Below are 13876 nucleotides of genomic sequence, written 5' to 3'. Positions count from 1 at the left end.
CGTCACCAGCCCGTGTAGCCGTAGCGCGGATAGGCACCGACGAACACCATCTCGACGAGCCCGTGTCCCACTGTGCCGTCCATCTGCACCTCGCATAGCGTCTCACTGACGAAACTGACCGGACGGATCGCCTCGGCATCACTCGCGTCGATGGTGAATCCATCGATGAAATCCGTTCCACGCCAGTACCCCGACGCGTAGCCACGGAACTCCTGATACCCGGCCAGACCCGGCCAGAAGTCGCAGATCGGCGTCACCTCGATGGAGCTGGTGGTCCGGTCGTCACGGTGGACGTCGAAGGTTCCACCACTGATCACGCGCAGGTCGTCGCGGAACTTGAGATCGTGGTCGACGTCGATGATCGGCGACGACGAGCCACCATCGGCCAGGCGGTGCACGATCTCGCCCTCGAACTGTGTTCGGCGGCCCTCGGAATCCTCACGCTGCGCGAAATGCACCAGCTCGTCGTCGAATTCGAAGATTCCCATGTAATACAGCACTCCATCGGGGATCTCGCCCGGCTGCATCTCGGTACCGTCCGGCAGGCTGCCGCCCCCGGGTCCGTTGCGTACGCCCCATGAATGATCCCGCCCGAACCACCAACGGTGCGGGTCGATGTCGATGCGGTCGCCGTCGATCACGATGTGCCCGGACAGATTCCCGTTCTGATAGAAGCGCCGGGCGTTCTCCTGCACCCGCCCCCTCGTCCGATGAAACGCCGGCGTCTGTTCGTAGGCGGGGAACTCGGCGGTCAGCACCAGATCGAGCTCCAGCCCGTGCTCGTTGCCCCGCAGGGTCGCCCGGGTGCGGCGCAGCGGCTCTTCGACCGAGTACGTGTAGGGACCGATCGAGTATGCGCCCAGCCCGACGGGTGCGGCGTCGATCTGGCTGGACACCCGGACCACACGGGTCTCCCCGCCGCGGCGGGAGACCATCGCGTAGGCGTCGGTCACGTTGCGGTTGGGGTAGCGCGCCATCCCGGTCATCACCGTCACGTCGCCGGACGTATCGAAGCCGTACATCACGATGCGCTCGACCCAGCGCAGATCACTCTGGTCGGTGTGGTCGAACGTGGTCGGCAGCTGATGACAGAGCAGCTCGTCGTGCGCAGTCAGCATGGTGTTCCTCCTCCGATTGTCCGCACGGGTCGCGGCACGGCATTACGTTACGGACCATAACGAAATTACGTCGCAGATTCGCTAGAGTCGGTCCGTGACCGCCGAACAGCGAACCGTCGCCGGCCGCCCTCGCGACCCGGACAAGGACGTCGCCGTGCTGGAAGCTGCACGTGCGCTGCTGCGGGAGGGCGGCTATCAGGCGGCGAACATCGCCGCCATCGCCCGCCGCGCGGGCGTCGGCACACCGACGATCTACCGACGCTGGGCGCGACGGGAGACGCTGATCGAGGACGCGGTCTTCGGTGCGCGCGACATCTCCCTGCCGACCCCCACCGACGATCTCCATGCCGACCTGCGCGCGTGGGTGCGGTTGTTTCTCGCTCACCTGGCCGACCCCGCGACACGCGCTGCGATACCAGGACTACTCGTCGCTTATCAGCAGGACGACGATCTGTACGGAAGCCTGCTGACCCGGGTCGAACGGAGCTTGCGATCGCACGTGGCCGATGCCGTGGCAGACGTCATCCCGTCCGGATCGGCGACGCTGCGCGCCGCACGCACCGACGCGCTCTTCGATCTCCTGGTCGGCGCAACACTGGTACGCGCGCTGACGTTCGGTCTGCACGACAGCGAGACCTTCTGCACACAGACCGCCGATGCACTGATGGCCCTGGCGATGTCCGAGTGGGATCCTCAGTCCTCGACGGTCGTCCGGTCCCGGTTCTCGACGTAACTGGGCCCGACGAGCTTCGGATCGGGATCGAGCCTGGTGAGTCCGTTCCAGCACAGATTCACCAGGTGGGCCGCCACAACCTCTTTCGGCGGCTCACGGACGTCCAGCCACCACTGCGCGGTCACCGAGACCATGCCGACCAGGGCCTGCGCATAGAGCGGCGCCAACGCGGGGTCGAAGCCGCGGCGCTCGAAATCACTGGCCAGGATGTGCTCCACCTGACTGATCGCATCGTTGAGAAGGCTTGAATAAGTAGTGGTTTCGTCAGTACCGGTGCGATCGCCGCGAACGAGGATGCGGAAACCGTCGGTCCGCTCCTCCATGTAGGTGAGCAACGCCAACGCCACCTGCTGGACTCGGTAGAGGGAACGGTTCTTGGTCAGCGACGAGGTGACCATCTCCAGCAGGGTCTCCATCTCGCGGTCGACCACAACCGCATAGAGACCTTCCTTGCCGCCGAAGTGTTCATACACGATCGGCTTGGACACGCCGGCGCGCTGGGCGACTTCCTCGATCGAGGTCCCCTCGAACCCGCGCTCGGCGAACAGACCTCTGGCCACCTCGATCAGCTGCAGCCGACGCTGGGGACCGGTCATCCGCGCGCGGGGCGCTCGTTGCACCTCGTCGGATTTGTCGGTCGGGCGGCTCACTGCCATGACGACAACACTAACGACGCGCGCCCGACACTGGTAATTGTTGGGCATGTTGAGCATCGAAGAGATCTCCGCACGCCTCGAGATCCAGCAGGTCCTGACCGACTACTCCACGGCTGTGGACTCCGCACGCTTCGACGACCTCGACGCGGTGTTCACCACCGACGCCGTCGTCGACTACAGCGTCATGGGCGGCATCGTGGGCGGGCCCGTCGAGGTCAAAGCGTGGCTCGCCGAAGTTCTTCCGAGCTTCTCGGCCTACTGTCACCTGCTGGGCAACCACGACATCCGGGTCGACGGCGCCACCGCGACCACCCGCACCCTGTGCCTGAACCCGATGCAGACACCGGACACGTCGACGTTTCTCATCGGCATCTGGTACGCCGACACCTGGCTGCTGACCGACGACGGTTGGCGGATCAGGACCCGAACGCTCGAGAAGTGCTTCGACAAACAGCTCTGACCGGCACCGGTGTCGCGTACGCGACACCGGTCGGCCGCCAATCGTTACCTATTCGACATGAGGGCAGGTCAGACGGTATGTGTCGGCGTCCTTTCGGAAGTCAAGAGTGCGGCCGCATCGAACAAAACCCTGCCTGAACGTATGTCGGCGCATTACTGTGAGATCCGGCTCAGACCTCAGATTGTGTCCGTCAGTTCGGGTTCTGATGCCGACGGGCAGACGACGAGGGGATTCCCGTGCAATTGTGGGACTACATCCAGGGGCATGCGGCCAACCTGACCTTCCTCACGTACCAACACGCCTCATTGGCATTTCAGACTGTGTTGGTCGGCGCGGTGGTCGCGGTACTCATCGCCGTCGTGGTCTATCGGCTGCCGTTCTTCTCGTCGTTCACCCTGACCACCAGCCGGGTCGCGCTGACCATCCCGTCATTGGCCCTCCTCGCCCTGTTGATCGTGCCGTTCGGGCTGGGCGTGATCCCGAGTTTCATCATGCTGGCGTTCTTCGCCGCGATGCCCGTGATCGGCAACGCCATCGTCGGATTGCGATCGGTTCCCGCGTCGGTGATCGAGGCGGCTCAGGGCATCGGCCTGTCCCGCTGGCGAATTCTGCTCTCCGTCGAGTTGCCCATCGCCTGGCCGGTCATCCTCACCGGGATTCGCGTCTCCACCCAGATGATCATCGGCGTCGCCGCCATCGTCGCCTACGTACTCGGCCCCGGGCTCGGGTCGCTGATCTTCAGCGGCCTGTCTCGGCTCGGGGGCGCCAACGCCCTCGAGATGGCCCTCACCGGAACCGTTCTCATCGTCATCATCGCGTTGGTGTTTGACGGCCTCCTCGTCCTGCTCGGCCGCCTCACGATCTCCAAAGGACTGTCATGACCGAACCGGCAATCGACTCGGCCTCCCCCGACCGCACCGTCACCGGAGCGTCGATCCGACTCGACGGCGTGATGAAGCGCTATCGAGGACAACACAAGCCAGCTGTCGAGAGCCTGGATCTGGAGATCGACGCCGGCGACATCGTTGCCTTCGTCGGTCCGTCCGGATGCGGGAAGACGACGATGCTGAAGATGATCAACCGGCTCATCGAGCCCACCGAGGGCCACATCTTCATCGGCGATCGCGATGTCACGAACGAGAATCCCGACAAACTGCGGCAATCCATCGGTTACGTGATCCAGTCCGGTGGCCTCTTCCCACACTGGTCGGTGTCGAAGAACATCGGCGCGATCCCCCGCGTGCTCGGCTGGGACAAGAAGAGGATCGCCGAGCGCACCGCCTATCTGCTCGATCTCGTCGGGCTCGATGCCGATACCTTCGCCGACAGGCTGCCCAAGGACATGTCCGGCGGGCAGCAGCAACGTGTCGGCGTGGCACGTGCCCTCGCCGCCGATCCTCCGGTGCTCCTGATGGACGAACCGTTCGGCGCGGTCGACCCGATCACGCGGGTTCGTCTGCAGGACAGTCTCATCGCCATCCAGCACGAACTGGGCAAGACTATCGTCGTGGTGACCCACGATTTCGAAGAGGCCACGAAACTCGGCGACAAGGTCCTGGTGCTGTCCGAGGGCGGCCACATCGAGCAGTACGCGACACCCGAGGAGATCCTGGCCAATCCGGCCAGTGAATTCGTCGAGCAGTTCGTCGGATCCGGTGCGACGCTGGCCCATCTGACCCTGTCGCGGGTACGCGACGTACAGCACGAGCCCGTCACGACCGCCCGCGTCGGCGAGTCGGCGGACGCGGTCATCGCGCGAGCACGCTCCGCGGGGCACAACTGGGTGGTCGTCGTCGACAATTACGGACATCCGCGCGCGTGGCCATCACTTGAGGAGCTACGGGCCAAGCCTCAGGTGTCCGACTACATCGACCGGCGACTACCCGTCGTCGCACGATCGTCGACGCTCAACGACGCTCTCGACTCCATGCTCGCGGCCAGTCAGGGCGGTGTCCTGGTGACCGACGGGCGCGGCGCCGTCGTCGGGTCGTTGACCATCGGATTGGTGATGGATGTGATCCGCGGCCAGCTCGCCGAGGTCCGCGACGACCCCGAAACCCCTACCTATGTCGATCATCCCGAGGGTTCGTTGACCGACGAGATGCCGGTGATCGTCGCCGCCGACGACGAGCCGGGGATCGAGACGCCGGTGGACGACCAGAAGCCGGCAGGCGAACCGGGAGCCGGCGAGAACCCATGAGACGACTACGCCGCTTGCCGATGGACGTGTGGTTCGAGCCATTGCTCATCGTCGTGCTCACCGTCGGATATGTGATCTGGTACCAGGCAACCACATTCACCGAGACCGAGCAGGCAGCACTCGGTTGGGACAACCTCCGGACCACGATTCTCGAACACATCAAGCTGACCCTGGTGGCCACCGTCATCGTCGTGGTGATCGCGATCCCGTTGGGCATCCTGCTCACCCGGCCGACGATGCGATGGCTCAACCCCATCGCCATCAACATCGCCAATGTCGGTCAGGCCGCACCCGCGGTCGGTCTGCTCGTCCTCTTCACCTTCTGGCTGGGCACCGGATTCCGCACCGCGGTCATCGGTCTCGTCGTGTACGCCATCCTCCCGATCCTGCAGAACACCATCGTCGGGCTGCGCCAGGTGGATCAGCGAACCATCGAGGCCTCACGAGGGATCGGCTATTCGGCCGGGCGAACCCTCGTCCAGGTGGAATTGCCGCTCGCGGTCCCGGTGATCCTCAACGGCGTCCGCACCGCACTCGTGATCCTGGTCGGCACCGCCACGCTGAGTACCTTCATCGGTGCCACGAGCCTGGGCACACTCATCACCACCGGTGTCACATTGTTCCTGCCGAAACTCCTGGTGTCCGGCGCCATCCTGGTGGGTCTGCTGGCGTTGACCATCGACTGGATCGGTCGGCTCGTCGAACTCTTCGCGACCCCCAGGGGGATCTCATGAGGTGGCCGCGCCCGCGAAAGTCGTTGACGCAGACCGTCGGGCTCGCGGTGGTCGCCCTGTTCGCGGTTGCCGGCTGCGGCCTCGTCAGTTCGTCCGGCACCTTCCAGAAGTCGTCGCTACCCGACGGAAAGACACCGTTGGCGGGCGCCCAGATCACCGTGACGTCGAAGAACTTCACCGAGAGCGTCCTGCTCGGCAAGATCGCGGCCACCTACCTCGCGGCCGCGGGTGCCGACGTCACCGATCTCACCAACGCACCCGGGTCCGCGTCGTCACGGCAGGCGCAGCTCAACGGCGACGCAGACCTGCTGTGGGAGTACACCGGCACCGCGTGGGTGACCTATCACCATGAGACGGAGACGATCCCGGACCCGAAGGAACTGTGGACCCGCGTCCACGACATCGAGCTCAGTGAGAACAACCTCGTGTGGCTGCCGCCCGCGAACTTCAACGACACCTACGCCTTCGCCGTGTCCGGGCCGACGGCCGAACGACTGAACGTCAAGACCATGTCCGACATCGCCAAGCTCCCCGTCGAGGAACGGACCTTCTGTATCAACGACGAGTTCTTCAGCAGGCCAGATGGTTTCCTGCCGATGCTCGAGGCCTACGGGATGCCGTACAACACACCGAACGGGGTGCCCGCGGGGAATGTGACGCAGATGGACTCCGGGGTCGTCTACACCTCGACGGCAAAGAGCCAGCCGTGCAACTTCGGCATGGTGTACACCACCGACGGCCGGATCAAGAACCTGCAACTCGTCACCCTCGAGGACGACAAGAAGTACTTTCTGCCCTACAGCGGCACGGTGGTGGTCCGCAAGGAGACACTGGACGCGTACCCGGACATCGCCCCACTCATGGACGCAGTGTCCGAGCGGCTCACCGACGACGTGATGCAGGATCTCAACGGTCGGGTCGACATCGACGGCGAGGATCCCTCCGACGTCGCCTATGACTGGCTGAAGAGCGAAGGGCTGATCACGTAACCGAGTTCGTCGTGGCTACCGCTGGGCGTCTCGCCGCGCGCACTGGATCTCCAGGATCTGTTCGTCGGTGAGCGCCGGTACCGACAACGTGGTGCGACCGGTCGCGCGCACGCCGTCGAGGATCAGCTCGAGGAAGCGCCGCCACGCATCCGGCACACTCGGCTGGGTGACGTCGGCGAGGGCCGCGAGCATGGTGAAGATACCGAAGAAGTCACTCGGCGCCAGATCTGGACGCAACACCCCGGCTTCCATGGCCCGCTCATAGAGCTGCGTCAGTTGTCCGGTGAGGATCGACTTCGCCGATTTGATGTCGGGGTGCTCGTGGTCGATGCGCATGATGAGTGCCGCCAGTCCCCGGTCGGTGGCCATCGACGTGCCCACGAGCGTCAGGACATCCACCACGGCCTGCCAGGCGTCGGGGTCCTGTAATGCGAGGCGAGCCTGCTCGGCCACCTGGGTGAGGTGTTCGGCGAGGACACCGACGATGAGTTCGTCGCGGTTGGTGAACCGACGATAGACGGTGCCCACCCCCACTCCGGCGCGCTCTGCGACGTCGTCGAGGGACACCTCGAGCCCACGTTCGGCGAACAGTTCGCGGGCCGCGTCGATGATGCGCAGCCGGTTGCGCTCGGCGTCGGCACGCAGCTTGCGGGTGCCGACGGCATCGGCGGCTTGCGTGTCCATGCTCACATCATAGCAAGTGGAGGAATAGCCTCCGGTTGGCGTACGTTGGTGCCAGCAACCGGAGGAGATACCTCCGCCTAGAACGGAGGCTCGGATGAGCACTGTCTACGAGGACCTCGACGCCGCACCCGTCGAGAAGGAATCGGAGCAGGCGCGCCATCATCGGCTGCGCTGGGTCGTCTTGGGCGTCCTCGCCCTTGCCCAACTCATGGTCGTGCTCGACGCGACCATCGTGAACATCGCACTCCCCCACGCCCAGGAATCGTTGGGCTTCGGCGACGCGGATCGGCAGTGGATCATCACCGCCTATGCACTGTCGTTCGGCAGCCTGCTCCTGCTCGGTGGCCGCCTGTCGGATCTGTGGGGCCGCAAGACCACCTTCATCATCGGACTCATCGGATTCGCCGGGATGTCGGCTGTCGGCGGCGCCGCGGTGAACTTCGAGATGCTGGTCGCCGCACGTGCGGGTCAGGGCATCTTCGGCGCGCTGCTCGCTCCGGCCGCCCTGTCGTTGCTGACCACCACGTTCACCGACCCGGCCGAACGCGGTAAGGCCTTCGGCATCTTCGGCGCGATAGCCGGTGGCGGTGGCGCACTGGGACTGCTGCTCGGCGGGATGCTCACCGAGTGGGCCGACTGGCGCTGGTGCCTGTACGTCAATCTCGTGATCGCCGCGATCGCACTCGTGGGTGCCGTACTGTTCCTCGGCGCGCACAAGTCCGAGCACCATCCGAAACTGGACCTGCCCGGCGTTGTCGCCGCGTCGGCCGGACTGTTCTCGATCGTCTACGGCTTCTCGAACGCCGAGACCAACGGCTGGGCCGATTGGGCAACCATCACCTGGCTGATCGCCGGTGTGGTGCTCGTGGCCGGATTCATCTGGTGGCAGTCACGCAGCAAGCACGCTCTGTTGCCGCTGCGCGTGATCAAGGACCGCACCCGTGGCGGGTCCTACCTGGTGGTGTTCATCGCCGGCATCGGCATGTTCGGCATCTTCCTGTTCCTCACCTACTACCTGCAGCAGAACCTCGGGTTCAGCCCGATCCGGACGGGACTCGCCTTCCTCCCGATGATCGGCATGCTGGTGATCACGGCGACCACGTCGACCGCGGTGATCCTTCCCCGCTTCGGTCCGCGTTGGCTGATGGCCTGCGGCATGCTGATCGCCGCGGGCGGCATGGTACTGCTCACGCAGATCACCGTAACCAGTTCGTACGCAACGCATGTCCTGCCCGCGCTGCTGATCCTCGGAGTCGGCATCGGTGCCTCGATGGCCCCGGCGATGCAGGGTGCCATCTCGGGCGTCTCGCCCGAGGACGCCGGCGTCGCCTCGGCAACGGTCAACACCATGCAGCAGGTCGGCGGGTCGGTGGGCACGGCGCTGCTCAGCACCATCGCGTCGAGTGCGGCGGCCTCGTACATCACCGACCACGCGGCCACCGTCTCGAACCAGAACGAGCTGGCGCAGATGGCCGCGGTGGATTCCTACACGACCGCATTCGCGGTGGCCGCAGGGGTATTCGTGGTCGGCGGACTCATCGCGGGGCTGCTCGTCCGGAGCGGCAAGCTGCCGTCGGCCGCCCCCAGCGACGCCGATATCGTTGATGTCACGGATGTGGTTGATGTCGCCGAATCATCGGACGCGCGCCCGGCCATCGTCGGTGACGCCGACGCACCGGCGGTCCGTCCACGCATCGCCGGGAGCGTCATCACCGGCGACGGCACACCTCTGGACACCGCCGCGATCACCGTCACCGACATCCACGGCCGACAGGTCGGCACGACGGCGGTCCACGGCGACGGCTTCTACACCGTGCACGACGTCGCCGACGGCACCTATACCGTCATCGCCACCGCACCCGGCCACGCCCCCAAGGCCATGACCGTCTCCGTCGTCGGTGACACGGTGTCCCACCGCGACTTCACCCTCGCCGGCGGCTCCGTGCTGCGAGGACGGGTCCGCGACGGCCATCGGGCCCTGGGTGCCAAACTGATCGTCACCGATCAATCCGGTGCCGTGGTGACCCAGGCGCATGCCGATGCCGACGGGCACTTCGCGATCCCCGGTCTGTCGGCGGGCGACACCGTCGCGGTCACCGCTTCCGCGCCCGGCTACCAGCCGGCAAGCCAACTGGTGGCCATCGACGCGGCCGCCGGGCGAAGTGTCGAGCCCATCGAGATCCTGCTGGCCCCCACCAGCGGTATCCAGGGTGCGGTGCGAGCCGCACACAGCGGCGCCCCGCTGCAGGGCGCAACGGTGTCTGCGATCGGTCCCGACCAGACCATCGTCGCGTCGGCCACCACCGACGCCGACGGCCGCTACCGCATCGACGGACTGACCGACGGCCGGTTCACCATCGTGGCCAACCTGTACGAGCCGGCCGCAATCCAGGTCGAAGTCGTTGCCGGCCAACACAACACCGCCGACATCGGATTGGCCGCGGGCAAGAATCCCGCGGTGCCGTGACCGGATGGCCATGATCGCATCAATCGCGGCCTGACCCCGAAACACGGCTGTGGCCCGTTGTTCCTTGCGGAGCAACGGGCCACAGCCGTATCCGGTGCGAGTGTGAACCGACGTGATCTGCTCCCCCACCAGGACTCGAACCTGGAATGCCTGAACCAAAATCAGAAGTGTTGCCGATTACACCATGGGGGAATACTGCGCAGACGATTGTGCCACAGCGTCGTGGTGGCAGTTCGACGCAGTTCCCGCGCCCCCGTCTCGTTCCCGCTCATCCAACCGAATGCGCGGGAACGAGATGAGGGCGCGGGAATACCGAACTAGTCCTTCGGACCGCCGGCGACGTAGATGACCTGACCCGAGACGAAGCCTGCGCCCTCACTGGCGAAGAACGATGCGGTGTGTGCGATGTCCTCCGGGAGGCCGGTGCGCTGCACCGGGATCTCCGCGGCCGCGGCCTTCTTGAAGTCCTCGAACGGCACGCCGACGCGCTCGGCGGTCGCGGCGGTCATCTCCGTTGCGATGAATCCGGGTGCGATCGCGTTGGCGGTGACACCGAACTTGCCGAGCTCGATGGCGAGAGTCTTGGTGAAGCCCTGCATGCCCGCCTTGGCGGCCGAGTAGTTCGCCTGTCCACGGTTGCCGAGCGCCGACGTGCTCGACAGGTTGACGATGCGTCCCCAGCCGGCGTCGACCATGTGCTTCTGGCACGCCTTGCTCATGTTGAACGCGCCCCGCAGGTGCACGCCCAGAACCGCGTCCCAGTCGTCGACCGACATCTTGAACAAGAGGTTGTCGCGTAGGATGCCGGCATTGTTGACCAGAACCGTGGGCGGACCCAGTTCCTCGACGATCTTCTCCACGGCCGCCTTGACCGACTCCTCCTTCGAGACGTCGGCGCCGACCGCGATCGCCTTTCCGCCATCTCCCGTGATGGCCGACACGGTGTCCGCACAGGCGCCCGCGTCGAGGTCGAGGACGGCCACGGCGAGGCCGTCGGCGGCCAATCGCTTGGCAACACCCGCGCCGATACCACGCGCGGCGCCGGTGACGATCGCGACTTTCTGAGTGCTCATCTGATGTACCTCCGTTTGTCCGTGCCAGGTCTGGTCACCTCACTGTTTTCTATCAGGCCTGCACTTCGGCGGGTGAGCGCGGCGCCGGTCCATCGACTGCGTAACATCGGGCCACATGACGGAGACGTCCTCGTCGGCTACTGCCGTGATCGTCCTCGCGGCAGGCGCGGGCACCCGGATGAAGTCGAAGACCCCGAAAATCCTGCACACCCTGGCCGGACGGCCACTGGTCGGCCACGCGCTGCATGGTGCCGCCGGCATCGGGCCCGATACCTTGATCGCCGTCGTCAGTCATGAACGCGAACGCGTCAGTGCGATGATCGGCGAGGTCGCCGAGGAACTCGGACGTGACGTCACGATCGCAGTTCAAGACCGGCCACTCGGCACCGGCGACGCGGCGCGCGCAGGTCTCACCGCGCTGGCCGAAAACTTCGACGGCACGGTCGTCGTCACCGCCGCCGACGTACCGCTCCTCGACGCGACGACCCTCGACGCACTGGTCGCCACCCACACCGCGGACGGCGGTGCCGCGGTCACGCTGACCAGCTTCCGGACGGATGACCCGACCGGGTACGGGCGGGTCATCCGGACCAACGATTCGTTGGTGCAGGCCATTGTCGAGCACAAGGACGCATCCGACGAGCAGCTCGCCATCTCGGAGGTCAACGCAGGTGTCTATGCGTTCGACGCGGCGACCCTCAGGTCGGCGCTCTCCCGCCTGTCCACCGACAATGTGCAGGGCGAGTTCTATCTGACGGACGTGATCGCGATCGCCCGCGACGACGGACGATCCGTGCGAGCCTTCACCGTCGACGATCCGGTTCTCGTGGCCGGGTGCAACGACCGCGTCCAACTCGCCGAACTCGGCGCCGAGCTCAACCGTCGGATCGTGCGGCGCCATCAGCTGGCCGGGGTGACCGTCGTCGATCCCGCCAGCACCTGGATCGACGTCGACGTCACCATCGGCGTGGACGTGCGCATCGAACCCGGCACACAACTGCTGGGCACCACCACCGTTTCCGACGACGCGGTCATCGGCCCCGATTCCACCCTGCGCGACGTGTCGATCGGAGCAGGCGCCGCGGTGATCCGTACCCACGGCAGTGAGTCGGAGATCGGCGCGAATGCGTCGGTCGGACCGTTTGCCTACCTACGTCCGGGCACCCGACTCGGCGTCGGCGGCAAGATCGGCACCTTTGTCGAGACCAAGAAGGCCGACATCGGGGCCGGCACCAAAGTCCCCCACCTCACCTACGTCGGAGACGCGACGATCGGCGAGTATTCCAACATCGGAGCGTCGAGCGTGTTCGTCAATTACGACGGCGTGGCGAAACACCGTACTGTGATCGGGTCCCACTGCCGCACCGGTTCTGACAACATGTTTGTCGCACCAGTGCAGGTCGGCGATGGCGCATACACCGGAGCGGGTACGGTCTTGCGGGACGATGTCCCACCAGGTGCCCTTGCGGTGTCGGCGGGACAACAACGCAATATCGAGAACTGGGTGGTGCGCAAGCGCCCGGACAGCGAGTCGGCCCGTGCCGCGCTCGAGGCCCAACCGACCGACAGCCCGGCAGACGACCAGCCGGGCGCCTGACCGCTACATCTCCAACAGAAGAGTTTTCATGACCTGGACCACGGACAACCAGAAGAACCTGATGCTGTTCTCTGGTCGCGCCCATCCCGACCTCGCTCAGTCCGTCGCCGACGAGCTCGGCATCAAGGTGACACCGCAGACGGCGCGGGACTTCGCCAACGGCGAGATCTTCGTACGCTTCGAGGAGTCGGTGCGCGGCTCCGACGCATTCGTCCTGCAGAGCTGCCCATACCCGATGAACCAGTGGGTCATGGAGTCGCTCATCATGATCGACGCCCTCAAGCGCGGATCGGCAAAACGCATCAGCGTGATCCTGCCCTTCTACCCCTACGCGCGCCAAGACAAGAAGCATCGCGGTCGCGAACCGATCTCCGCCCGGTTGATGGCCGACCTGCTGAAGGCCGCAGGCGCGGACCGGATCATCACCGTCGATCTGCACACCGACCAGATCCAGGGCTTCTTCGACGGCCCGGTTGACCACATGCATGCCCAGGGGCAGCTCGCCGACTATGTCCGGGAGAACTACGGCACCGACAACGTCACCGTGGTGTCGCCGGACTCCGGTCGCGTGCGTGTCGCCGAGAAGTGGGCCGATGCGCTCAACGGCGCACCGCTGGCGTTCATCCACAAGACGCGCGATCCCCTGGTGCCCAATCAGGTCAAATCCAATCGTGTCGTCGGCGATGTCGACGGCCGCACCTGCGTGCTGATCGACGACATGATCGACACCGGCGGCACGATCGCCGGTGCCGTGAGAGTGCTCAAGGATGCCGGTGCCGGCGAGGTCGTCATCGCGACCACCCACGGCGTCTTCTCCGATCCGGCCGCGGAGCGGCTCGCGAACTGCGGCGCCCGCGAGGTCATCGCGACCGACACCCTGCCGATCCCGGAGGAGAAGCGGTTCGAGAACCTGACGGTGTTGTCGATCGCCCCGCTGCTCGCCCAGACCATCCGCGAGGTCTTCGAGAACGGCTCGGTGACGAGCCTGTTCGACGGCAGCGCGTAGGCGCCCCACACACAGTCCCCACGAGAGCGGGCCCTCGCGACGACCATCGTCGCGAGGGCCCGCTTTTGTGCGTTGTCGACAGCCCTTCCGAAGCCACTCATCTGACGCCGTGACGCACCGACGATGACCGTCGCGCAGATACTGCGCGACGGTCATCGA

13 protein-coding genes, 1 tRNA gene and 1 pseudogene are annotated in these 13876 nt (G+C 65.6%); 10 read left to right on the top strand and 5 right to left on the bottom strand.

Annotation, left to right across the window (positions count from 1 at the left end; translation table 11 throughout):
* Positions 1 to 2: 2 nt before the first annotated feature.
* The gene (locus tag OVA31_RS18280) at positions 3 to 1118 is read right to left on the bottom strand and encodes a hypothetical protein (protein ID WP_267628031.1); all 1116 of its coding nucleotides are present in this window, start codon (positions 1116 to 1118) and stop codon (positions 3 to 5) included.
* A gap of 94 nt (positions 1119 to 1212) precedes the next feature.
* Here OVA31_RS18280 and OVA31_RS18275 point away from each other — a divergent pair, with 94 nt between their 5' ends.
* Positions 1213 to 1851, top strand: coding sequence for a TetR-like C-terminal domain-containing protein (locus tag OVA31_RS18275; protein WP_267628030.1), 639 nt, complete (start codon positions 1213 to 1215; stop codon positions 1849 to 1851).
* Here the strand turns inward: OVA31_RS18275 and OVA31_RS18270 are convergent.
* Positions 1812 to 2507: a TetR/AcrR family transcriptional regulator gene (locus OVA31_RS18270; RefSeq protein ID WP_267631593.1), complete on the bottom strand. Its 696-nt coding sequence runs from the start codon at positions 2505 to 2507 to the stop codon at positions 1812 to 1814. The genes OVA31_RS18275 and OVA31_RS18270 overlap by 40 nt on opposite strands.
* 46 nt (positions 2508 to 2553) lie before the next feature.
* Here OVA31_RS18270 and OVA31_RS18265 point away from each other — a divergent pair, with 46 nt between their 5' ends.
* The 5 genes from OVA31_RS18265 to OVA31_RS18245 all read left to right on the top strand — a co-directional run bounded on the left by OVA31_RS18265 (position 2554) and on the right by OVA31_RS18245 (position 6890).
* Positions 2554 to 2967 (top strand): nuclear transport factor 2 family protein, encoded by a 414-nt coding sequence (locus OVA31_RS18265; protein WP_267628029.1) that lies wholly within the window; start codon positions 2554 to 2556, stop codon positions 2965 to 2967.
* Between the two features lie 236 nt (positions 2968 to 3203).
* Positions 3204 to 3848, top strand: coding sequence for an ABC transporter permease (locus OVA31_RS18260; RefSeq protein ID WP_267628028.1), 645 nt, complete (start codon positions 3204 to 3206; stop codon positions 3846 to 3848).
* Entirely contained in the window at positions 3845 to 5167 is a 1323-nt protein-coding gene (locus tag OVA31_RS18255) for an ABC transporter ATP-binding protein (RefSeq protein ID WP_267628027.1), read from the top strand. The genes OVA31_RS18260 and OVA31_RS18255 overlap by 4 nt, the downstream gene beginning before the upstream one ends.
* Positions 5164 to 5901 (top strand): ABC transporter permease, encoded by a 738-nt coding sequence (locus tag OVA31_RS18250; RefSeq protein WP_267628026.1) that lies wholly within the window; start codon positions 5164 to 5166, stop codon positions 5899 to 5901. Before OVA31_RS18255 ends, OVA31_RS18250 begins: the two co-directional genes overlap by 4 nt.
* A complete protein-coding gene (locus tag OVA31_RS18245; RefSeq protein WP_267628025.1) occupies positions 5898 to 6890 on the top strand; it encodes a glycine betaine ABC transporter substrate-binding protein in 993 nt (330 codons plus the stop codon). Before OVA31_RS18250 ends, OVA31_RS18245 begins: the two co-directional genes overlap by 4 nt.
* A gap of 15 nt (positions 6891 to 6905) precedes the next feature.
* Here OVA31_RS18245 and OVA31_RS18240 read toward each other — a convergent pair whose 3' ends face one another.
* Positions 6906 to 7574, bottom strand: a complete 669-nt coding sequence (locus tag OVA31_RS18240) for a TetR/AcrR family transcriptional regulator (protein WP_267628024.1) — start codon at positions 7572 to 7574, stop codon at positions 6906 to 6908.
* Positions 7575 to 7668: 94 nt separating this feature from the next.
* Between OVA31_RS18240 and OVA31_RS18235 the strand changes: the two are divergent.
* Positions 7669 to 9156: pseudogene (locus OVA31_RS18235) on the top strand (DHA2 family efflux MFS transporter permease subunit); the annotation flags it as partial.
* 33 nt (positions 9157 to 9189) lie between these two features.
* Entirely contained in the window at positions 9190 to 10041 is an 852-nt protein-coding gene (locus tag OVA31_RS18230; protein ID WP_267631592.1) for an MSCRAMM family protein, read from the top strand.
* A gap of 120 nt (positions 10042 to 10161) precedes the next feature.
* On the opposite strand, the gene OVA31_RS18225 is transcribed toward OVA31_RS18230, so the two are convergent.
* Both OVA31_RS18225 and fabG read right to left on the bottom strand, forming a co-directional pair.
* Positions 10162 to 10233, bottom strand: a tRNA-Gln gene (locus tag OVA31_RS18225).
* Between the two features lie 125 nt (positions 10234 to 10358).
* Positions 10359 to 11114: a 3-oxoacyl-ACP reductase FabG gene (fabG, locus tag OVA31_RS18220; protein WP_267628023.1), complete on the bottom strand. Its 756-nt coding sequence runs from the start codon at positions 11112 to 11114 to the stop codon at positions 10359 to 10361.
* 115 nt (positions 11115 to 11229) lie between these two features.
* Between fabG and glmU the strand changes: the two genes are divergently transcribed.
* Together glmU and OVA31_RS18210 are read left to right on the top strand one after the other, a co-directional pair.
* Complete coding sequence (gene glmU, locus OVA31_RS18215) at positions 11230 to 12711, top strand: bifunctional UDP-N-acetylglucosamine diphosphorylase/glucosamine-1-phosphate N-acetyltransferase GlmU (protein ID WP_267628022.1); 1482 nt, start codon at positions 11230 to 11232, stop codon at positions 12709 to 12711.
* Positions 12712 to 12739: 28 nt separating this feature from the next.
* Positions 12740 to 13717, top strand: coding sequence for a ribose-phosphate diphosphokinase (locus OVA31_RS18210; RefSeq protein ID WP_267628021.1), 978 nt, complete (start codon positions 12740 to 12742; stop codon positions 13715 to 13717).
* Positions 13718 to 13876: the final 159 nt, after the last annotated feature.

The sequence above is a fragment of the Gordonia sp. SL306 genome (genome assembly GCF_026625785.1).
Taxonomy (GTDB): domain Bacteria; phylum Actinomycetota; class Actinomycetes; order Mycobacteriales; family Mycobacteriaceae; genus Gordonia.
The sequence above is the reverse complement of the archived record's forward strand: the minus strand, read 5'-3'. Positions and strand labels throughout refer to the sequence as shown.